At 48.4% G+C, this 22,129-nt stretch carries 21 protein-coding genes; 7 read left to right on the forward strand and 14 right to left on the reverse strand.

Translation table 11 applies throughout. From position 1 onward, the window contains the following. Positions 1-358: 358 nt before the first annotated feature. On the forward strand, positions 359-691 hold the full coding sequence (locus J4G07_05355) for a helix-turn-helix transcriptional regulator (GenBank protein MCE2413410.1): 333 nt from the start codon (positions 359-361) through the stop codon (positions 689-691). 147 nt (positions 692-838) lie between these two features. On the opposite strand, the gene J4G07_05360 is transcribed toward J4G07_05355, so the two are convergent. The 3 genes from J4G07_05360 to J4G07_05370 form a co-directional block, all read right to left on the reverse strand. After that, positions 839-1,897, reverse strand: a complete 1,059-nt coding sequence (locus tag J4G07_05360) for a zinc-binding dehydrogenase (protein MCE2413411.1) — start codon at positions 1,895-1,897, stop codon at positions 839-841. A gap of 76 nt (positions 1,898-1,973) precedes the next feature. After that, positions 1,974-2,795: a nucleotidyltransferase domain-containing protein gene (locus J4G07_05365; protein ID MCE2413412.1), complete on the reverse strand. Its 822-nt coding sequence runs from the start codon at positions 2,793-2,795 to the stop codon at positions 1,974-1,976. A 23-nt stretch (positions 2,796-2,818) separates the two neighbouring features. After that, complete coding sequence (locus tag J4G07_05370; GenBank protein MCE2413413.1) at positions 2,819-3,628, reverse strand: phytanoyl-CoA dioxygenase family protein; 810 nt, start codon at positions 3,626-3,628, stop codon at positions 2,819-2,821. On the opposite strand from J4G07_05370, the gene J4G07_05375 reads away from it, so the two are divergent. Continuing rightward, a complete protein-coding gene (locus J4G07_05375) occupies positions 3,622-3,795 on the forward strand; it encodes a hypothetical protein (protein ID MCE2413414.1) in 174 nt (57 codons plus the stop codon). The genes J4G07_05370 and J4G07_05375 overlap by 7 nt on opposite strands. A gap of 12 nt (positions 3,796-3,807) precedes the next feature. Here the strand turns inward: J4G07_05375 and J4G07_05380 are convergent, their stop codons facing one another. From J4G07_05380 to dgoD, 6 genes are all read right to left on the reverse strand, one after another. Further along, entirely contained in the window at positions 3,808-4,146 is a 339-nt protein-coding gene (locus J4G07_05380) for a DUF350 domain-containing protein (GenBank protein ID MCE2413415.1), read from the reverse strand. A gap of 61 nt (positions 4,147-4,207) precedes the next feature. Continuing rightward, positions 4,208-8,302, reverse strand: coding sequence for a hypothetical protein (locus J4G07_05385; protein MCE2413416.1), 4,095 nt, complete (start codon positions 8,300-8,302; stop codon positions 4,208-4,210). Between the two features lie 119 nt (positions 8,303-8,421). Then, positions 8,422-9,567 carry a DUF2961 domain-containing protein gene (locus J4G07_05390; GenBank protein ID MCE2413417.1) on the reverse strand — a complete coding sequence of 382 codons (1,146 nt, stop codon included), beginning with the start codon at positions 9,565-9,567 and terminating at the stop codon, positions 8,422-8,424. A gap of 136 nt (positions 9,568-9,703) precedes the next feature. Next, a complete protein-coding gene (locus J4G07_05395; protein MCE2413418.1) occupies positions 9,704-10,519 on the reverse strand; it encodes a sugar phosphate isomerase/epimerase in 816 nt (271 codons plus the stop codon). A 47-nt stretch (positions 10,520-10,566) separates the two neighbouring features. Beyond that, a complete protein-coding gene (locus tag J4G07_05400) occupies positions 10,567-11,367 on the reverse strand; it encodes a sugar phosphate isomerase/epimerase (GenBank protein MCE2413419.1) in 801 nt (266 codons plus the stop codon). Between the two features lie 45 nt (positions 11,368-11,412). Next, on the reverse strand, positions 11,413-12,516 hold the full coding sequence (gene dgoD, locus J4G07_05405; GenBank protein MCE2413420.1) for a galactonate dehydratase: 1,104 nt from the start codon (positions 12,514-12,516) through the stop codon (positions 11,413-11,415). Positions 12,517-12,944: 428 nt separating this feature from the next. On the opposite strand from dgoD, the gene J4G07_05410 reads away from it, so the two are divergent. The 5 genes from J4G07_05410 (at position 12,945) to J4G07_05430 (ending at position 16,288) form a co-directional block, all read left to right on the forward strand. Further along, positions 12,945-14,195: a hypothetical protein gene (locus J4G07_05410; protein ID MCE2413421.1), complete on the forward strand. Its 1,251-nt coding sequence runs from the start codon at positions 12,945-12,947 to the stop codon at positions 14,193-14,195. A gap of 29 nt (positions 14,196-14,224) precedes the next feature. After that, a complete protein-coding gene (locus J4G07_05415) occupies positions 14,225-14,614 on the forward strand; it encodes a hypothetical protein (protein MCE2413422.1) in 390 nt (129 codons plus the stop codon). Continuing rightward, complete coding sequence (locus J4G07_05420; GenBank protein ID MCE2413423.1) at positions 14,586-14,822, forward strand: hypothetical protein; 237 nt, start codon at positions 14,586-14,588, stop codon at positions 14,820-14,822. Before J4G07_05415 ends, J4G07_05420 begins: the two co-directional genes overlap by 29 nt. Continuing rightward, positions 14,779-15,543 (forward strand): hypothetical protein, encoded by a 765-nt coding sequence (locus J4G07_05425; GenBank protein ID MCE2413424.1) that lies wholly within the window; start codon positions 14,779-14,781, stop codon positions 15,541-15,543. Before J4G07_05420 ends, J4G07_05425 begins: the two co-directional genes overlap by 44 nt. A gap of 442 nt (positions 15,544-15,985) precedes the next feature. Next, positions 15,986-16,288, forward strand: a complete 303-nt coding sequence (locus J4G07_05430; protein MCE2413425.1) for a hypothetical protein — start codon at positions 15,986-15,988, stop codon at positions 16,286-16,288. A 200-nt stretch (positions 16,289-16,488) separates the two neighbouring features. Here J4G07_05430 and pyrB read toward each other — a convergent pair whose 3' ends face one another. From pyrB to J4G07_05455, 5 genes are all read right to left on the reverse strand, one after another. Beyond that, the gene (gene pyrB / locus J4G07_05435; GenBank protein MCE2413426.1) at positions 16,489-17,568 is read right to left on the reverse strand and encodes an aspartate carbamoyltransferase; all 1,080 of its coding nucleotides are present in this window, start codon (positions 17,566-17,568) and stop codon (positions 16,489-16,491) included. A 55-nt stretch (positions 17,569-17,623) separates the two neighbouring features. Then, the gene (locus tag J4G07_05440) at positions 17,624-18,580 is read right to left on the reverse strand and encodes a hypothetical protein (GenBank protein ID MCE2413427.1); all 957 of its coding nucleotides are present in this window, start codon (positions 18,578-18,580) and stop codon (positions 17,624-17,626) included. A 41-nt stretch (positions 18,581-18,621) separates the two neighbouring features. Then, positions 18,622-19,551 (reverse strand): dihydroorotate dehydrogenase, encoded by a 930-nt coding sequence (locus tag J4G07_05445; GenBank protein ID MCE2413428.1) that lies wholly within the window; start codon positions 19,549-19,551, stop codon positions 18,622-18,624. A gap of 10 nt (positions 19,552-19,561) precedes the next feature. After that, the gene (locus J4G07_05450; GenBank protein MCE2413429.1) at positions 19,562-19,834 is read right to left on the reverse strand and encodes a hypothetical protein; all 273 of its coding nucleotides are present in this window, start codon (positions 19,832-19,834) and stop codon (positions 19,562-19,564) included. Between the two features lie 126 nt (positions 19,835-19,960). After that, complete coding sequence (locus J4G07_05455) at positions 19,961-21,910, reverse strand: hypothetical protein (protein MCE2413430.1); 1,950 nt, start codon at positions 21,908-21,910, stop codon at positions 19,961-19,963. Positions 21,911-22,129 lie beyond the last annotated feature (219 nt).

Below are 22,129 nucleotides of genomic sequence, written 5' to 3' on the forward strand. Positions count from 1 at the left end.
TTTTTTATTTATTTCGGTGCTCGGAAGTCATAAAGTCGTCACTTTTCGTTGTAGATTCCCGTTTTCGGAGCCTATTGGCGTAATTTTAGGAGACAGTATCTATATTGTATATTATTATTACAATTTTTGTCAAATTAAAAAAATTTGCATTTAAGGCTTTTTTAGGTTAAAATATATTTAACGCTTTTGCCTCTCATCGAAGCAGAATCCTCTTCAAACTACATTTCACTGCAATACTGCAGCAATACTAAAAAAATTTAAAAAAATCAGCAGCGTGAGCATAATTTTGCTGCCTGATAAGGAGCCAAACGTGGGCAAAGAATCAAGAGACTCAAATACAGATAAAGTCGTCTCACGTATAAAACTACGTCGTCATGAACTGAAGTTGACACAAACGGAACTTGCAAAGGTGGCAAATCTAACACCTGCTGCGATCTCTCAATTTGAATCAGGAGCCCGAAAACCGTCGTTTAAAACACTTTCAAGTCTTTCCGATGCTTTAAAAGTCACTACCGATTACCTACTTGGAAAAGCCGACAAAAGTTACGATGACCTCTTAGCCGACCCCAAGATTAGTGCTATGTTCAAAGGGATGATGGAATTTACGGAAAAAGATAAGGAAACGCTCTACGAGTTCTACGAATTTCTTAAGATGAAAGCGAAAAAACTCTCTAACACCTCAAACACATAGCAGGCTGTTTCATATTGAAGTCTTTGTCGGTTTGACCCATCAGTTCGTGTCCCAAACACATTCTAATCGGAAGTTAAGAAACCTCGTAGCAACTGTGTTTGTTGTCGAGACTATAGGAAACGTTACTAAAAACTGTTAAATTTTTTTTTAACTTTCAGTTATTCTTGGACAAAGACAAATTTTTCCGAAATTTTGGCGTTTCTCTAACAATAAGTGTGCCTCACCTGCATGGTCGAGCGGTAAAATCCTGTCGATAATAGGTTCCAGTTTTCCTTGTCCAGCGAGATAGACAAGTGTTCGGAGTTCGGAGATTGTGCCGAGGGCAGAGCCCATCAATGTTAGCTGCTTTTGATACATCTTCCGGATATTAATTGTGCCAATATTTCCTGTTGTCACACCGCACGAAACAAGTCTCCCATTTTTAGCAAGACTCGCGATGCTCTGCTCCCATGTTGCAGCACCAACATGCTCAAGGACAACATCCACGCCTCGTCCGTTGGTTACCTCCAGCACGATCTCCGAAAAATCCGTGTCTTTGTAGTTAATTGTAACATCAGCACCCATTTGTCGTGCGCGTTGTAGTTTCTCATTGCTGCTTGCTGTCGCAAAAACTCTGGCACCCGTTAATTTTGCGATTTGTAATCCCGCGCTTCCGACCCCTCCCCCTACACCGAGAATTAAGACATCGTCCTCTGGACGAAGTTCTGCCCGCGTTATTAACATATGCCATGCGGTGAGATACGCTATTGGCATCGCAGCGGCGTTAACGAATGACAGTGTCGCTGGCATCTGAATCGCGTTTTGGGCAGGGGCTTTTACGTATTCTGCGTATCCGCCATTTGTTTGGAAGCCGATGAGTTCTTGTGTGTCACACAAATTTTCGGCACGGCTATGGCAGTCGCTACAAATACCACACGGAATGCAAGGCGCGAGAACGACGCGATCCCCGACCGTAACACCGCGGACTGCATCACCAATTTCGTCGATTGTCCCAGCGATGTCGGAACCGAGTATATGTGGTGTATCGCTGCGACGGAGTTTCGCTTCTATCTCGGGGCGGTTTCGCCGGGCGTGAATATCCAGATAGTTCACCGCACAGGCTTCGACTTTAACGAGCACTTCATTGGGATCAAGTGTCGGTTTAGGGACATCTGTGTACTGAAGGACCTCCGCGCTGCCTTGTTCTGAAAAAACTACTGCTTTCATATTATTAGTTGGGAGATGGACAGGAAGACAGGCAATAGATAGAGCGAACTTCCTAATTCATACTATGGTTAGGGATTTAAAGCCTATGTAATGCATCTAAACAATCAGAAAGCCCTAATATCTGTAATTCTCTGGAGACATAATTAAGGACAGCCTTTTCCAATGCCAACGGATAGCCGACTCCGTGCTGTTTTGCAATATCCGGTCCGTACCGTTGCATCATCGCTGTTAACCGGAGATGTGCTTTCGCAATGCCTTCTCTATCAATGCTTGGCATTGTTAATGCGTCTTCGACTTCTTCTCTGAGTACTTGCGGCACAAAAGCATTAATGTTTTTTACACCTCTGTCTCTCTGTTTCCCACTGCCTATGATGAGTACTTCTGTGAGCGACATTACAGCAAATGTAGTGCCCATAAATCCCGCAATGCGTTCCTCACGTCCCAAGACTGTAGGAAGTATAGCAAGCACACGCCAAAACTCGTTGAAATGCTGCTTTAGTACCGAACTAATATCTTTTGATTCTTTGTCTCTACACGTTTCCTTAAATTGAATACATCCTTCGGTAGTGGACAACACGCGAACTTTAGTAGGTTCAAGGACGATTGTATTTCCGGTGTGTAACCAGACATCAACTCGCAAGCCTGCTGTTGTGATGCAGGTCACCATCTGTCCGGCGAAAGTATTTTTGAAGAGAACCAACGACTGAATATTGGAGAGCCAAGATTCTAACCCCTGTTGAAAAGTTTCTTTATTCTCTTCGGCGACCAATAGGTGAAGGTCGATATCTGAATATCTGTCAGCGGTGCCTGTTGCGAAACTCCCTTCAATCCATGTCCCTAATACGCGCACGTCCGACGCGACTTTATCTGCAAATGCTTTCAGATATTCTTGATGCATTTCCAATCCTTACAGCGGAAAATCTACCCGTAGGCACCGTGATTGAGGAAGCCGAGCAGTCGGCGGAGACGAGGACTTGCATCTTTGTAAACAGATGCCGGCATATTGTAGTTCATAAACGGGTAGTATTTATGCCCAACGAGGCGGCGTCCGTAGGTCACCTGGGTGATATATCGGATGCGGTCGGTCTGGTTCGGGCCTCCGCGATGCCAGACCTGATTGTTGAACATAATAACGCTTCCGGCTTTTCCGAGATTATACTGAATTTTGTCCTCCCACTCTGTTCCTTCTATCGGGTTCGGAGGCGATGCGCCGAAAAGATGTGAACCTGGGACAACCTCTGTGCCGCCGTGTTCAATTTCAGTGACATCGGTGAGATAGTAATTCGCCGTGAAAAGCAGAACCGGTAACCGAACGTTCTTTGGGGGTTCACCATCCGTTACAATGTAGTGTGGGGCATCGTCTTGGTGCCATGATGTAATTCCACCACCGGGGAACGTCTGAAACGAATTGTTGTGAATGACATGGCAGTTTTCCGCGACGAGTGCCTCAGCGAAAGAGACAATCGGTTCAAGGTCAAACAATCGCCGATTCGCTTCACTGTGTTCAAACATTCGGTGGCTCAAGTGCATACGACCTGCGGGGCTTCCACCGTTTAAGTTATTCGGATCGTTTTTGAGTGCCCACTCTAAATCTTGTCGAAGTTGCGCGCATAAATCAGGAGGCAAAACGTTTTGCAGGAACAGGCAGCCTCGCTCGTGGAATGTCTCTACCCATTCCTGGATTTGTGCCTCGCTGACAACCTGATCTGCAAGGTAGGTTGTTTGTGCCATTTTCCACCCTCCATAGGATGGCTATCAGCCGTTGGAAACTGTCAGCGATCAGTAAGGAGAACGGTGTGGCAGGTGAAAACAAATTCAACCACCACAACGATCTACTGATTGCTGATGGAACTATCTTGCTGATTGCTGATTGCTTTTTTTTCATGGATGATTGCTGACGGTTATTCTTGCTAACCCATCGCGGCAGCGACGATGATGCCGAGTGAGACAAGGACACCCGCCACCGCAATACCTGCAGCGGTGTTGTTCTCTTCGGCGATCTGACGGTTTAAGTCGTAGGGGGTCGCCATATCAAAGACTTTGTAGCCTACCATCAAAATGATTAAACCGACGATACTGAAAACAACGCCTTCAACGATAAAACCGCCCAAGACTTTGAAATCTATCATCGGGACATCTCCAGACGCAGCCGCGTCGGATTGGGCAACAGCATTGTGTGAAAACAGAACAGAGGCAACAATTGCCACAGTGACCAGCATAAATGTGGTGAATACAATTTTTTTAGCCATTTTACGACTCTCCTTATTTTTCGGGACCGGTTTAGGAGCCCTGGTGCGGTAACTCAGATTGTTAAACGATCTCAAACTGCACATCCGTAGTGGTGTGCAGATATTTTACCAATATAGCGTCCTTATCTTTGATATAAAGCCATCCGGATCCGACGTCTTCGAGCGTTTGCACATTCGCAATCTCGATCTCTGCGTATTGGTCCGATGTGCTATCGGGTTCAGAAGCGTCAGCGGGTGCATCCGCATCGGCAATTGAGGGTTCGTCCGTTGGTGGTGAAAACTGATAGCGTGCCCGAAGGGCTTGTGGTGCCCGTCCATAACCAACGATAAGGGTATAACTCGTTTCGTCGTCGGCATAACTGAGTTGCCATTTCAGTTGACCGTTATCGGTTAAGGTAGGTCCATCTACTATCGCGCCGGAACTGAGGTGTATCTCCCCGACGATAGCGGTTTTAATTCCCGGATCGACCCCTCGGAGCGTATAAACGTTCACCATAATATCTTCGGGATTCAAGTGGGGTCCCTTACCTTCGGTGCAGAACCCATAAAATCCATCGGGATAGGTGCCTTTGAGTTCACCATCATCCCACTGTTGATACATCGCACTTACCGTAATACCTTCAGCGATTTGAAGCCATCTGTCATCTTCGATGTGTCGGTTTAAGCGTTGTAAGTAGTAGGCGAGGACTAATCCGTTCCATTGAACAGGGACACCGAACCACGGATGCGTGTGGAAAGATGTCCCGAAAACGGGTATGGAGGCGAACTGCATACCGGGTCGGTCTGGGAGATGCCAATGGTAGAGGAATGGCAATGCTGTTGCCGCCCAATACGTTGCGCGTGTGAGATGTTCTTTATCGGCTGTCAATTCGTAAGCCTCAACATAGGCACCAATGGCGTGCGCAGCCGCAAGGACATCAGGTTGATACATCGGACATTCCCACATTTGAGCCCCGCGTGGCACAGAAAATTGCTGAATAAATCCAAGTGCTTTCAAACCTGCTTCATGAGAGGCTTTATTTCCGGTAATCCGAGCGTGTTTGAGGAGTAAAAGTGCTGATTCAGCACAAGTGCCGAGTACTGCTTCACCTGCCGTTCCGAGCGAAGCGGTTTTCGCGTCTGCTGGGTGCCACCGCCAACTTCCGTCCGATTCTTGTGTCGCAATCCGTTGCTGTGTTTCTTCCTCCATGTAAGATAATCCAGCATTGATATGACCGATGTAGAATGGGAATTCCCATCTTAAGATGTGGCACGAACCGCGTGCCGCCAAACCACCTGCTCCGGATTCCGTTATGGTGTTTTTGGCAATTTCTAACACCCGCTCCTTCACATGTTCATCTTTTGTAGCAAGGTAGTCGTACCAAAGTAGAGTACCGAAACCTGGTTCATTGTGCGGTGCCCAGCCTACGCAGTGACGGGATTTTCGAGTCGCTTCGTCCCATGTTGTCTGCATAAACCCGTGCCGCGAAAGTAAAACCTCATCTGCGTCACTACGGGGTGATGATAGTGGTTCAGGGGCACCGTAAGCGTCGTTCCAATGCGCGATAGCATCTAAGATAGAGGTATTTCCATCGACGATGATTTCGGTTTTGATGGACACCGGACGCGATGGTTTTAGTGGATACGGGATAGAAGCCTCTGTCTGGTTTTCTGGGACCCATGCTGGCACAGTAGGAACGAATACACCGAGGGCGTGATTTTTCTGATACTGATGCCAATTGGGAGAAGCGAATACCGCAGAGAGCATTTGATTCTCACCATCCCAAGTTTCCAGTGGATTCCAGATGATGCCGACCACTGATTTTTGCATCTCTACTGCCATGACCGGCACTGTGATTTTGTAGGGATGCGGGACCAGCCGGTTGTCGAATGGCGAGGCTGCGTCGCGTGTGCTTGAGGAGCGTTCATCGTTTTCCAGGAATTCGAGTCCGGGGAAAAGTGCTGCCGTTTTCTTCTCGCGATGTCGTCCTTGCCCCGCATAAAGCATCGGACCGCGAAAGGCAAGGAGTTCTCTATTCCCATCCGTTTGCAGTTGATATTCCGTTTTCACCCGCGTTGCACTTTCGCTCAGCGTCCACTGCATCTCATAAGTCCACTCAATGCCATCTACATCCGTATCCGAGCCGCTTAGGCGGACAATTGATTCCCCTTGATTGTTACCCGAAAGTTGATAGTTTGTAGGTGTGAGTTGTGACGTTTGGCGATTTTGTGATGCATCTAAATAGACAACCTCAGAGAGTGCTGGACAGGTTGCTACCTGTTGGTAGTTACCACCTTTTGCGACAAAGATTATGCAATACCCGAACCCTCCGTCAACACCCTCAGTCTCTTGGTTGTTTTCATTGCTGATTTTTGGTGTTGCTTCGGTTCCGCGGACGAAAACGATACGAAGGTGTTTATTCGCCAGCACGACGCTACCATTTTCCGTATAGGTGTGCAGTTCTTTGACCACCTTGGCAGCGAGTTTAGGTGGCTCAGGACGAATCACAACGTTTTCTTGGGCTGTTTGACGTTCTTCACCTGCTGCGGTTTGACATTTGAGCGAGACAGAAATAGAAGTTACAGTCGGATTTGGGAAGCGACGCACTATCCACGAGACGGGAACTTCTTCACCGGGTTCAATTTCTTTAATGGTTTGTCTGGGGCGTCCGCGCCGTAGTTTCATGCCGTTGATAGCGATTCGCGCCGTGTCCGCTTTACCAAGTGGTGCTGTGCCGATATTCCGAAGTGTACATTGCACTTCAAAATCTTCGCCTGCGGTGACAACTGCAGCTGTCGCACCTACGTTCACAATTTCTAATTTTGGCTGTGCAGCGTAGAGCGATATTTTGACAGGTGGCTCTTCGGGGGCGTGCGATTCGAGACATAAGTTTGCTAAATCGGAAGCCCTCGTTGATGTGGGTTGACTGAACTCCCGCAATCGCATTGTATCATTATTGAAATGTAGAATGGCGATTCCGCATTGAAATTCCGGTTCGGTGTTTCTTTTCCCTTTTCGGAGGGACATCTCTTTAAGCTTGCGCAACTGCGGCTTCCCCCACAAAGCCCACGCGAAGTTACTATTACCTTCTATGTTGCATTCCGTCAGAAATGAGATGACGACCTCTTTACCGGCGTAGGACGTGAGCTCGATGCTTTCTTCTACCCACTGACATTCGGTTGATACGGATTCGAAACATCTTTCGGGTGTAGTTTCTACACCTGTATTAAGAAGATCGAAAATTTCGATAGCGAACTTCACGCCTCCGGGCTGTCGCTCCGCGTCGTCAAAAGCAACACCATCCCGTAACCCGATGGAAAAATGTAGAAAGAGTTTCTCTTTTTTATCAACATCTGGAAGTGCAAACGTATAGTCGATTTTTGCGGCTTCTGTTGGGGTTGGGTGTTCAAAGATAGCAGGCTTTGTCACACCGCCGGAACAATCCGTTCCGCTGACGGATGCCTGATCTGTACCGGAAACAGTACTTTGTCCAAACATCTCCACGAAGTCATAAATATCTTCAATAATGCCAAGTCCTAACAGCGTTGGTTTCTGCTCTGTTTCGGTATCGTCGCTTCCGTCTGTTTCCTGTGTTTTAGTTGCTGTGATTTCAACGTCAGAAACCTGTGCGTGCTGCGTTATAGCACTCTCATTTTCCTGTTCAGATGTTACAGTCTCTGTTGCAGATTCTGTCTTATCTTCAGAAGCAGGGTGGGTGTCTTCCGGGAACTCAGTTGCTTCATCATCGGACGAGGCGAGATTGGCGATCTCGACGATAGGTGTTTCTGTTGCTCTGGGTGTATCGGGAGTGTCGTCCTCACTCGTATGAGCCTCTTCGTTTATAGAGATAGGTAGATCCTCGCTGTCGGGTTGTGTTTGAGGGTTGTCATCATCTATAGCGATAAGAGGAGACCCATCGTCTTCAGAGGATGTTTCCTCCGACTCAGGTGGCGCGTCAACATTTTCGATTTCCGAGGATTTGGAAACCGGGGTATCGGAGGTATCTGATGCTGCGGATTCAGAATCGCCTGTGGAATTATCGTCGGTTGCGAATTCCGTTTCCGTTTGGTGTTCGTTACTCTGCTGTGCATCGGATCCTGATGGGTTGGTTTCTTCCTCTGTATTTCCGATACAAGCGGCTAAAAACTGTTGAACGATATAGGGGGCGGTGAGCATTTTTTAATAATTCCTTGCGGTTCGGTAAGCTGAGTTGGGGATTTGATATGCCTTTCCGTATGTCTGAAGAACACCCAAGCAAAAACCCTTCCACTTCGTTTCAGGCTAAGTGCTTTGGCTTACGACCGGCTCCATTTCTGCTTCATTTGTTTCATTTCGTCATTGAGCACGAGTTCCACCGAGGGGGTCTGGGCAGATGTTTCAATCTGCCATGCACCGGATTCGTCCTTCAGCACAGGTTTACGCTGGGCGACAGGTAGCACAGCAAAAGGCGTATGCGGTTCAATTTGATACCAGTATGCCACAGAGGATGTCTCATTGCTGAGATGGTTCCCGTGTCCGTGCTCTATCGTAACCCGAATCTCTTTCTCGAAACGGATCGGGTTTTCAATATGATAGACGTAGGAGGTCTGGTAACCGTCGGTATTGTTTTCATAGATGGAGGAACCGTTGTGTGCAAAGGCGTTCTGTTGCATGCCCCACGCTTGGTTGAGGTAGTCCTCTGAACCAGTGCCGTGCAAATCTGGGGGCCACTTATAGCCATCGACCCAGATCATATCATCGCCTTCACCCCACCACGTGCCTTGGAAGTTGGTAACCGACAGGTTGCAACCGATATAGTGTCCTCTGCCTTCGGCGGACAGAATCAGGTAATTGTTGTCCCATGCGAGCCGTTCCGCATTGATAATATTGGCTTCAGGGGTGTTCACAGTAATTTCATGTCCCCACCCGTCACACGGGTTTTCACGATGGAATTGGGCATGGAAATAGGCAATATCATCGTCGAGGGGCTCAGGGTACTGCTCATAGTCGATATAAAAGTATTGGCGGTGGGTCGTATCACCTTCGTTGACGAGTTCAATCCTTGCACTGCGATTAAAGGGCATCTGCAAATAGCAATTGAGCGCGCATCCTGTATTGAACTGATTGTTCTGGTGTGTGGAGGCAGAGAATAGGATGGAATCATAAGAATTAACAATTTCGTTGCCAAGCCCGAAGAAGTCGCCTAAGGGACATATAACGCTCGGGTGCTCTTCATCGTCCCAAAACATCCGAATCAGGACGTTTCGATAACCGTTTGGTTGCGTCATCCAGATGTGATTGATACAGCCGGGTCCTTGAAGGTCTGCGATAACACGTGTTTCGCCGGGTTCGACATTCCATGCGTCGTTATTTCTGCCTGTTATATCCCATGAAGAAGCGCGTAACGAACATGCTTTTCTAACGCGCGTCAGCGATGACAATAATCCGTCAACGTAAGTCATTCAGTTTTCCCTTATTAATTTTTCAAAGTTCCCCAGTCGTGAAGTGCGAGGAGACATGTAAGGTGTTTTTACTATTATACCACATACGCGTGGAAAATCAATACGGTTTTTGGCTTGTGTGTTTTCTGGATCCTGACTAAGCATCGGATAGAACGGTTTTCATCTTTTCTAATCCGATACGTGCGACTTCTGCGGGATCTTGTTCCCAATAACTCGGATTGAACAATTCCAGTGATATGACACCTGCGTATCCGGCATCTTTTAGAATAGAGATCATCTCCCCGAGATCGAGGATACCATCGCCCGGATAAACCCTATCCGCGTCTGTTTGTTCCGCACGTGCAGGTTCGGCAGGCGCGTCATTGAAATGGAAGACAGCGATTTTGTTGCCGGGGATGCCTCGCATGTCGTCTATTTCGCCACCACCGCGATAGATATGGAACGGATCGAGGACAATCGTGCTATCCGGATGATCTGCCACTTCCATCACCTCCGACGCATGCTTGACTTGATTGACACCATCGACAAAACCGAGAAATTCCATAGCGGGTTTAACGCCGAATTCGCGTCCGAGTTCAAGCAGTTCGCGGTAATTCTCGCCACCTAATTGGAGGTCTGCCACTTCACGCGGCGGACTTGAGATGATGTAGGTTGAGCCGACAGCGGCGGCTTGCGCCATACGCCGTTTTGCCTCTTCAATCGCTTCCTGATGTTCCTCGCCTGTCGTATCGAGCCAGCCGTGCAAAGCGATAACGGTAGGCACCGAAAGTCCATGATCGTCAAGTGCTTTTTTGACATCCGTAAGCGAACCGCCTTGTTCCTCGTGGGCGGTTAAATCGTCATTCCACAGTTCAATCGCTGAATAGCCGGTTTCGGCGGCGATCTGAATCTTATCCATTAATCCGGCAGGTCGGATTGTGCTTGTATTTAAGGCTAATTGAAATTGTGCCATGCTTTTTGGCGAAGTTTGCAAGCCAAAACTTGCTCTTCAAAACCCCCTTATTTCTCCAACAAACTTCTAATGAAACGGACATCTATACGCGCAAGGTCGATGACAGTGTCCACAGGTTCTCCGCTGTATTCGCTATGAAAACTCACAGGACCTGAAAAGCCGATTGTTTGTAATGTATTCACTGCTGTTTCCCAATTAACGAAGCCGTGTCCCATTCGGACGACGCTGCCGCCTCGCATGCCCGGCGAACGCGCGAGGTCCTTAAAGGCGATAACTGCGAGATGCGATTTGACAATATCCAGTGCCATGTCGATCGGTTCACCGACGATGGACAGATGCCCTGTATCGGAAAAAACGCCGACGTGCTGCGCGTCAAAACCTTTTACGAGGTTCATCACGGCACACGAGTTCAGTCCCATAGAGGTTCCGGAATGATTATGGATGCATGTCCGAGGTCCATATTGCGCGGAGAGTTTCGCAAACCCGTCCAATTGCTTGCGGATGGAATCGACTTGTGCCCAGTAGCCACCATCTTCTGCGTGCCAGTGCCAGTATCCGAGTTTGATGTTTTCAACACCCGCTTCACCTGCAGCGGCGTAGACACGACGCGTCTCTTCCTGTTCCGGATCAAGAAAATCACCCGGTGTTGTGACGAGTGGGATAGACAAGCCAGCAGCGGCGAACTGCTTTGCGGCGGCGGGTAATGCCTCCGTCGCGTTTTCTGGGTTCACTGGATAGCCCGGACGAACGCACAGGTCGGCACCGCTGACGCCGACCGATTGTAACGCGATAATAATATCTGGAATTTCTAAGCCTTCCAGATGTTTCGTGAACATAATAAATTTCATATTTTTTCCATCGGTTTTGTGGCACAGCGAAACGTGCCTATTACGTTACCAATCGACAACAGAACCATCGTCGGGGTGGTACGTCACGGGATTCTGCCAATCATGGTCAATCTTATCTTCGAGTGCGTCTTCATCGAGTTCGATACCGAGTCCGGGACCGGTGGGCAATTCAACGAACCCATCTTTGAAGACAAAGGGGTTCTTAAGGTAGCCTTCACCGAGTGTTGTATGCTCCTGCATCAAAAAGTTCGGAATTGACGCATCTAATTGAATACACGCTGCTAAAGAGATGGGACCGAGCGGATTGTGCGGGGCAATACCACCGTAATAGGCTTCTGCCATCCCAGCGATGATGCGCACCTCGTTGATCCCCCCAGCATGACAGAGATCAGGTTGAAGAATAGATGCTGCTTGTTTCTCTAAGATTTCACGGAAACCCCATTTTGTGAACACACGCTCACCTGTCGCAATCGGAATGTGGGTGCTCCGCGCGATTTCGGCGAGGGTGTCCACATTTTGGCACTGAATTGGTTCTTCAATGAACATCGGTTGGTAGGGTTCTAACGCTTTAATCAGAACTTTTGCGGTTTGCGGGCTGACTGCCCCGTGAAAGTCAATTGCGAGGTCAACTTCTGTGCCTGCGGCTTCGCGCAACGCTGCGAAGTGATCCACGGCTCTGTCGATAAAGGCTTTGTTTTCGATGATGCGTGCGGGTCTGCCGCCTGCAGGACCTGTTTTGAATGCGGTGAACCCTTTGTCAATCCACTCTTTGATTCCGTCTGGGTCCCCACCGCCTTTATAGAGCCTGATGCGGTCTCGCGTCGGTCCACCGAAGAGTTGATAGACAGGAACACCAAGCGATTTCCCTGCGAGATCCCAGAGTGCTTGCTCTACACCGCTCAAGGCGCTTGTCAGAATGGGACCGCCGCGATAGAACGCGTGGCGATACATCGCTTGCCAATGGTGGACAACGCGTCTCGGATCTTGACCGATGAGGTAGGGGGCAAGTTCGTCGACGGCTTGCGCACACGTTTTCGCACGTCCTTCCAGAATAGGCTCGCCGAGTCCGACTAAACCCTCATCCGTATGGATTTTAAGAAAGAGCCAGCGCGGTTGCACCAGAAAAGTTTCCAATTTTGTTATCTTCATGTTTTAATTGTTCCTTGCGGTTCGGTCAGGGGCGTTAGGACTTTATGCTGCCGGTTAATCAACCTTCCGGTATACCTGGGGAAATCCGCAGAAACACCCTATCAAAAACACCCTCCGCTACGCTTACGGGCTACGCGCTTAAGTCTAACAAAAACCTCTTTACGGACACCTTGAAAGTTAATAGGTGCTTGCAAGCGGCAATTCCCACTTGAAACGGATTGCTTTGTGGATTTTGATGTTACCTTACCATTTTCTGTGAATTTTGTCAACAGTTGCAAAATAGCGACATTGACACAAATCTCCAGACGTGTTATTATTTTCTCAATGATTTCGTTCAGTGTTGCACGGTTGAGTTCATTTTTCGTGTGTTCCTGCACAATTACCTTTTTGAGCAAACCCCTTGAAATTCACAAAAGGAGACCTGCACAATGAGCCGTTCTTATGTCCTTGCCCTGATTTTTATCACCAATATCACACTTCTGTTCTCATTGTCTCTCCAGAGTGCCGCTACGATATTTTCCGGTCGCGTTGTTGATGAGTCTGGAAAGCCTGTTGCTGGTGTTGAGTTAGCCTTGCCCGGATTCAGAGTGACCACACCTCAGGACCAAGATGAACCTGTGTTTCTTCCCTCTCAACAGGCTGAGACGAATTATGTTGGCGAGTTCCTAATTAGCGATATTACTTCACCTTCGGTTCAATTGGTGTTACTTCCCTTCCGTGCTGCGGCGTATGAAATTCACGCTGCCAAAATTGAGGGTATATCTTTCTATATTGATGAGAATCGGGGTCGTTATGGTGGTCTCACGTTTGCTATTACGCCGGGAGCGGATGTCAAAGGTGTGGAGATAACCCTTCGTCCGAGAATGCGGATTCGTGGGCGGGTTCTTTCTGCAGACGGCACCCCGCTTCGTAATGCGCGCGTCAGTATCAGGATAGAACGCCGACGTATAGAAGGTGGTGGTGGTGGTGATCGTGGCGGCACGAGGGACCTCGATGCAGATGGCTACTTTGTGGAATACATGGAAAGGCCTGCCTACTATACTATCTCCGTGGGCTATCAGGGACAGTCCGCAACATCGGAAGAAATATTGCTTGAAGACGGGGAACGTCATGATAAACTCGTCTTGACGCTCGACGATAAATCGCCTCTGAAGCCTGACCGAGCGGTCGCTCGCGCCCCCAACAGAGAACGCTTTGAAGCCGCGTGGAACCGCGATCGTCAAGGTATGTGGGCGATCAATCCTAAAAATCGGCATGCCTACAAAAGGATTTATTGCGAAAGCTATGAGGAGGCGCGCACCCGCGCTGTTGAGCAAGGGGCGCATCTCGTTGCTATCAACGATGCAGCGGAACAGGAATGGCTCCTTGAAGTCTTTGGACGAGAAAACTTTTGGATTGGACTGACCGACGCTTCAAAAGCGGAGAACCCACACTGGGATAACGACGAACCTGTCACGTATACCGACTGGAGTTCATCAGAGAAGATTCCGAGTAGTGTAGAGACAGGTCAAGCCGGTGACGCAAACCAAAATTACACTGTTCTCATCGGATTGACAGGAAAGTGGCAAGAGACACGTCAAGGCGATCCGCTCGCACGTCTCACTGAACGAGCGATTCTGGAGAAAGAGCGTTTCACTGTTGGAGCACCTGAGTTAGACGATGATATTGAGAAGCGTTAAAGCACGTCAAGACGCGAGGAGGTATTAACATGAACCGGACATATACTATCCCAAAGTTAGTGTCGCTTGCATTGATACTTTTGCTTGTCGTGGTAGGCGTTGAAGTAGTGGCAGAAGAGCTTAGTGGAATTTCTGGGAAAGTCGTCGATTTAGAGGGTAACGCTATCGCTGGCTTCACATTTGGCATTCGACCCGTCCAACTACACGACGGTTTTCTGGAACCTGATCGAGGGAACCCAGTCGATTTACCCAAGGGAGAAACGGATTCGGCGGGTGCTTTCACTGTCAACGATATCCAGCCCGGGCTTGTTCAATTAATCGCAATTCCAGCTCCCTTGCTGGATGCGTTTGAAATGTTTGACCCGGAGAGGCGAAATTCCGCCAGAATTGATGAGCCGTGGCGGACTTCATCCAGATAAGAAGATTCTCTCTATTCAAGTCGGAACGGTCACCTTCTTCAATATAGGAGAGCACCGATTTTCTGAAGGACTCACCTTTGCACTCGAACCCGGTGTGATTATTGAAGATGTCAAAGTTACCGTTAAGTCACGACTTCGGATTCGTGGACGCGTTGTTTACGCCGATGGCACACCTCGAAGCGGATCTCTCTATGGAACAGCGTCATGAATTTCGTCCAAATCATAGTAGCAGCTATGGTACCAACTTTTTTACGGATGCCGGTGGTTACTTTACGGAATATACGAATGAGCCGGGGTTTTATACACTATCTGTAGAATATAACGACCTTTCTGCAGGCGCGGGTCCCTTCCTTCTCAAAGATGGCGTGCAGCCTGAGGAGATTATCTTAACGCTCGAAGGTAAGCCGGCTCCTGTTGAACCCTCTACTGATAACATTCCAGCCCCCGGTAACATTGAGTTTCGCCAGCCACCTGCACCGCCAATAGCAAAAAGCGTGTGGATCATTAATCCCACGAATGGACACGCCTACAAAAAGGTTCGTTGTGAAGACTGGCAGGATGCCCAACGCAAGGCGGTTGAGGAAGGCGCGCACCTCGTCTCTATCAATGACGAAGCTGAACAGCATTGGCTTGAGGTAATCTTTACGCACAAACCCTTTTGGATCGGACTCACCGATGTGGAAAAAGAGGGGGAATGGCGGTGGGATAGCGGTGAACCCGTCACCTATACCAACTGGGCAACCCAACCAATCTTTCCTGATAGACTTCCAGACACCGAAAAGGACTATGTCGTGGTTACTTTTAGACAAGGCGGGTGGCAATCCGCCGGTCCCGAAAGTCCGCTCTGGCGCATGGCACGATGGGCAGTCATCGAAAAAGACGGCTTGGTTTCTACAATGTCTCCTACACCAAAGTCTACGGATGAGTAGATGGTATTATCTGACGTGTGACGAAGATGGCGATCCTTGAAAAGCGGATATGTCCCACAGTTCCCCTGCTGAAGAAAATAATAGTTACGTGAGTTTGATAAAAGTGTCAAGTTGGGTTTCGCTACCGTTATTGACACAGAAAGTGTCTTGAAAAACGACACATCTCTCCACATTCTGCGATTTTTTTGGCGTGTTTACCGCTCTACCTAGGGGAAACACCCAAGCAAAAACACCTACAGATTTATTTTCAAACTGGCGTTGGTTGGCATCTGCGGCGGTTTCGTTCAATGTTCACTTCTCCCTTACAATTTTTCCAATTAAGTTAGTCGATCCTTACCACAAAACCTATGATGTGTTGATGTGGGGCATAGATTTTTCAGTGTTTGCTCTAACTTGGGTGGGATGTGTGGAACATTTTGCTTACATGAGATGGAGGCAACTTATGCATCGCCAAAACCTTTTGTATGGAATTGTGGTAATTCCCCTCCTGATTTGCACCCTACTGGCTTGTGGTGAAACTGAAGATGCCTCCTCTGTCGCGTTATCCGAAACCGTGATAGAAGGAGACACGTCGGGTTTTTCGGGGCGTGTTGTTGATGAAACTGGGATGCGGATTCGCGCGAAAATCGTTTTTGCAGACGGCACCCCCTTAGCAAACAAAACGGTTGACATCAACATAAGAGCACAAGGTTTACATGGAAATAATGTTGGGGATGTCCAAGGGACGGGGCAGACCGATGCGTAAGGATACTTTGTGGAGTATGTAGATAGGAACAGGGCAACCAGCTACAGAGTGTCAGTTGAATATAATGGGCTTTGCGCAACGTCGGAGATATTTGTACTCAAAGTCGGGGAACGCCGCGAAGATCTGATTTTGGAGTTACCAGGTCCGCCCCGATGAAGTGGTCAGAACAGGAAAAAACGTGTAAATTGCGTGTGGGTGCCTTATGGAAGCAGGTTTCCGCAGTAGGCGCAAGCGTCCAGTTTGACATCCCCCTTAAACGTTTCACGTTCAGGCGTTAGGTAGGTCTCGTAATTCGTGACGCAGTTTGTGTTTTCACACGTCCGTGTAGAAACGGCAATGTCTCGCTCTGGGGGTTGTGTCAAGATAAGTTGCTCGAGTCCAACAAGGCTCGCGATCAGTGCCATCCGAACCGGTACTGCGTTCGCGGATTGCTCAAAATAGGCAGCGCGGGGGTCGTCATCTAATTCATAGGCGAGTTCATTGACACGCGGGAGTGGATGCATAATCATCGCATCGGGTTTGGCGTTTTCCATGACTGTTGCGTTCAACAGATAACTTCCACGCACGGTTGCCGCGTCCATATTCGGCGGAAGCCGTTCCTCTTGGAGTCGGTTGACGTAAATGACATCCAACCTGTCAATCACTTCTGTAATACTTTCTACCTCGAGAGGTATCTGTCCATGGCACTGTTCGAGTTGTGCGAGCACCCAAGGTGGCATTTGTAGCGGTTTCGGCGCGATGTGAATCAGGTTCCCGCCAAATCGGGCGACTGCAAGAGCAAAGGAATGTGCCGCCCGTCCAAACTGGAGATCGCCACAGATGCCGACAGTTAACCCTTCTATCTTGGATTTTCGCTGTATAATCGTATAAAGGTCTGCAAGTGCCTGGGTCGGATGCGTGTGACTTCCATCGCCGCCGTTGATAACTGGGATATGCGCGTGCTGTGCAATGACACGCGCCGCACCTGCCCAGTTGTGCCGAACGACAATGAGATCGGCGTAGTTTGTCACCATCCGTGCGGTGTCAGCGAGGGTTTCCCCTTTAGTGGCGGAAGTTGCTTGCGGATCGGCGAAGCCGAGTGTACCGCCGTTGAGCCGTTCCATCGCACTTTCAAACGAAAGTCGTGTCCGCGTGCTCGGTTCATAAAAGAGGGTTGCCAGCAATTTACTGCGACAGATCCCTGCCCATGTTTCCAAGTGCGACTGCATGCCTGCCGCGAGTCGAAAGATCTGCTCAATCTCAAAATTCGACAAATCGTCGAGTGTTACCAGATGCCGCATTCTTCTCCTCTGGAGGCGTTTTGTAAACGTCCCCTCTGAATTTGCTGACGAGTTTCTATCTGCGTAGGGATTGCATGAACGCTTCAAGGCTATCGGATTGAGGAATTGTGAGTAGCAATTGCCTGAGGTCTTGCAAATCGTCTATAGATTCAAGGGCAGGCTTTAAGGTTTCAACAGCATCAGTGTTGAATTGCATTGTTAACAATGCGATGATGCTTTCGATAGTGCCTTTTCTCTCGCCTTGTTCAATTCCTTGTTCAATTCCTTGTTCAATTCCTTGTTCAATTCCTTGTTCAATTCCTTGTTCAATTCCTTGTTCAAGAGCTTCTTGTTTTGCCTCTTGAATGTAAAGTTGAAAAAAAGGGGATTCTTGCATGATGCCCTCCGGTAAAAGGTGTTTAATCAATTGTGGTTCATAAATCAATCCACCAAAAATGCCGAGTGCTGCGAGTAAAATATCCCGGGTGTATTGATCCGCGCGTACCGACGCTGTCACGTCAATACATTTTTCCAGCCAGCGGTTTGGTTCTATTCTTTCTGGTGGTTTCATCAGCGGTGTTAAAGGCAATAATCCCGGTGCCTGCATTTCCAAAACCGATTGTCCGTCTATCTCAATCAGTCTTATCACTTTATAGCGTAGTATGTACTCGTAACCGGGTCCCTTATAAGCATAATAACCTTTATCATTTCTACCTGCATTAGGGCGCAGATAGATGACGTTAGAATAGACAGGTATCTGATGTAGATGAATAAGAAAACCGTTATAGCCTGCAATGCGGCTCCACATCGGTTTTTGGCTATCGCCTGTTTGTACTTCGGTGTGGAGTATTACTGTTTCGTTTGGGAGCTGCACCTTCAAAGTACTATCATTTTGATGCGTTTTGAGTGTCGGTTCTTCAGTTTCGAGTTTCTCTAGAACTTTGAGATTTGAATGTCCGATTATGAATTCTGCGAATTCTTGTGAGTGTTCCAGCATGATATATTTCGATGCATTGTTGTAATACTGTGCCATATTATTATTTTACACCAGAGTGTCAGGAAATATCAACGTTTTTATGGTAAGTTAAGACTGACTTTTAGACTCCCAACCAGTTCTTTAACCGACTTCATATTTGCCTGCTTGAGATAGGTGTGGATACCTTTCACCACTTCCATTGATGCTTGTGGATTGACGAAATTTGCTGTCCCAACTGCTACAGCGGATGACCCAGCGATGAAGAATTCGACAGCGTCCGTGGCAGTCATAATACCGCCCATTCCAACGATGGGGATCGAGACGCTTTTATAGACCTCCCAAACCAATCGTAAAGCAACCGGCTTTATCGCGGGACCTGAAAGTCCACCTGTCACGTTTGCGAGTTCTGGTCGCCGCGTTTCTGCGTTAATCGCCATGCCGAGGAGTGTGTTGATGGCAGAGAGTGCGTTTGCACCGGCATCTTCAACAGCACGGGCAATCACTGTAATATCTGTAACGTTTGGGGAGAGTTTGACCAATATGGATAGGTCGGTTTTCGCCCGAACCTCTTTGACGAGTTGGTGTGCCAATGTCGCATCAACACCGAAACTCATACCACCACAGTCTAAGTTCGGACAGGAAATATTGAGTTCTATACCCGCAACACCATCTGCGCTGTTTAGTTTTTCGGTTACGATGAGGTATTCCTCGACTGTTTTCCCGCAGACGTTGACAATCACCGGCACGTCAAAATCGCGCAGATAGGGGAGTTTCTCCGAAATGAAGCCATCTACACCGACGTTTTGGAGTCCGATTGCATTCAGCATGCCGGACGGGGTTTCCATGATGCGTTGCATCGGATTGCCGGGCCACGGCACACTCGTAACGCCTTTAACAACCACTGCACCGAGTTGGTTCAGATCCACGAAATCGACGTATTCACTGCCGTAGCCGAAGGTGCCAGATGCAGTCATGACAGGATTTCGCATCTGAATCCCGCCGATATTCACGTTGAGTGATAAATCCATTGTGTCCATTTTAGCGAAAATAGTCGAGAGCAACAGAGCAAAACAATAAAATGCCAACTATAACAACCAATCCCCAAGATGTCGGTATTCGTCGTTGGGACAGTTGAGATGGTAATCTGTCTTTAAAGAAGGTTGAAAGGGCTACAACAGATAACAGGATAAAAGTTACGACTGCGTCGATGATATTTGCCCAGCCGGTGATAGTTCCCGAAAGAACACGGTCCACTGTCAAACCTATCCCACATATTCCCGCGATGATACCGACAACATGGTGCCGTTTCATAGAAAATGCTCCTACGGACGATATGATTTTGAAGTGTGTTAAAGATTCACCCTTTCAGTCCAAGAAGTGTAACACCAATATACTTCGGAAGTCAAGTAATTTTTCGCACGCTTTTAGCAACGCATGTTACCAACTCAGATAGACGACGCGAAAGTCGAAAATTAGTCCCAGAATGCTAATGATGGATGCAACGATTACATCTCCAATAACCAGACCGATGAAAAAGGGGATAGAACGCCTATACAACCGAACACCACCCGTTGAAAGCAAAATCCGTTTCACAATCCAGCTGATTAAGAGTGGAAACCAGAGTCCAGTAAAGGTCCACCAACTCGAGACGACGTAACCGACGGGGTGTAGGGGCCACTGAACGAATCGCCATCGCAAGAGCAAAAGGCTGACGGCGAAAGCGAATCCGCCGCTGGTATAGAGCATACCGCTAATACTCGTTTCGGTGGGATTGTAGAGCCATCCCGCGAGCCTGTTGAAAGCAGCGCGGGCATACCACGAGCGTGCTTGTTCTAAGCCGACTTCGTAGGAGAGGTGTAGATGTCCCCAAGCGGCGGAGAGTGCGCCTACAAAAATGGCGATCGCTAATACCCACAGCAGTTGTGTCGGGTTGAAACGGGTTTGATGTGCGAGTTTTAATCCCTCCAATTGGTGCGGCATCGGGTGCGCGCGATAGGAGAGGTGATTCAGCCAGAAAAAGAGCGACATCACCGAAAGATTCCGGTTCCCGATGCGTCGTGTACCCAATGCATCTGTCAAGAGCAGATCTGGACCGGCGTTGTAGAGATCGTGCGCGGGCGGTCCGAGTTCGGCACGAATCCGGGTGATTGTTATGGACATCGCGAAATAGAGCGCGAAAAATAGACCCGCAAACCAGAGCGACATCCCTGCCTTGAGACAGAACGCCATAATCAAAATAAATCCGACAACCACCCCGATTCCCGCTGTCCTGTAGCGTAACGCTTCACCTTCGTCGTGTAGAGGTGGGGTTCCCCCGCCCCTACTGAAAATCGTTTGCAACACGACCTTGACGTGTGCGCGTCCCATCCATAATGTCCAGAGGAAGAGGGCTATCCATACACCTCGGATTTGCGCCATTTCCCTCGGAAATCCAATGGCTCCGCGCCAGCCGAACATTTCACCGACGATCCGTTGGAAGTGCCAAAATAGGTGAAAGAACCAGCAGGAGAACCCTAAATCCAGCGGAATCAGGAAACCTACGCCAATCGCAAACGGAAAAAAACTGATACGGAAACCCGGATTGTTCATCGCGCTCCACGGCTTATCGGGGAGTCGGAATCCGCGATACAACGGAATTGTAGGGAAAACTGGATCGATTTGGTGTAAACTATAGAGTAGGTTCAGGACAGCCGCGATGCTTAAGCCGACAACCATCATCCGTTTATTGAAAAATAGATGAGACGTTGTTCGCAGGGAGTTTCCTACATTTGAAGCTGCGCGTGTGATTTCGTAAGGAAGTTGCGCGATCGGGTAGGTGAGCCGTTCATGTTCCTGCCACTGCTTGCGTAAAAGCACGTTGAGACAGAGCATTGTCATTCCGATGACGAGGCAGAAGCCCACCCATATCAGTGTTGGCAGCAGCCATGCCTGCATGTTTGTCTGAAGATAGAATGTGGATTCGCCTTTGTAGAAGCCTTGCAGTACCTCCTGTTTTCCGACGACAAGCCATTCGGGGAGATGTTGATGGAAAAGTTGTGCCCATTCGTTTTCGGTCGTTGCGTACCAAAAACCGTTACCCATTAACGGCACCAAGACCTGTAGCATATCGCGACCTGCGAAAACGGAGGCTTGGCACAGCATCGCATAGATGGTTAACAATTCGCTCTGCGTAAACGCCAGTGTGGGGCGTAAACGGCGCAGGACCGCGCTGAATCCGATCAGGACGAGTAACGTGAATAGAACATTAAACAGTAATGCCAAACTCGTAGGTCGGTTGGAATCCCAGATATAACTCAGATGTAGAACCCAGTAACTATTAAAGGGGATGAGGAGGATACCGATCAGCGTTGCACGTAGCGTAATAGGACTTTTTGAAGGGTGTTTCATGTTTTTAATTTACCTTGCGGTTAGACAAGGTGGATTAGGACTTTGACGTTTTTTCCGAGCAGCCGCCCTCCACTACGTTGCGGGCTACGTGCTTTGGTGATTTCATATTTTACCTTTCCTTGTGGTTCGTATAGGTGGGTTTTTCGAGTAAGGGTTAAGCCGAATGATGTGTAAATTTAGGAGGGTATGTGCGGATAAAATATTTAAAAAGCCGAACAA

The organism is Candidatus Poribacteria bacterium (assembly GCA_021295715.1).
In the GTDB taxonomy this organism is placed as follows: domain Bacteria; phylum Poribacteria; class WGA-4E; order WGA-4E; family WGA-3G; genus WGA-3G.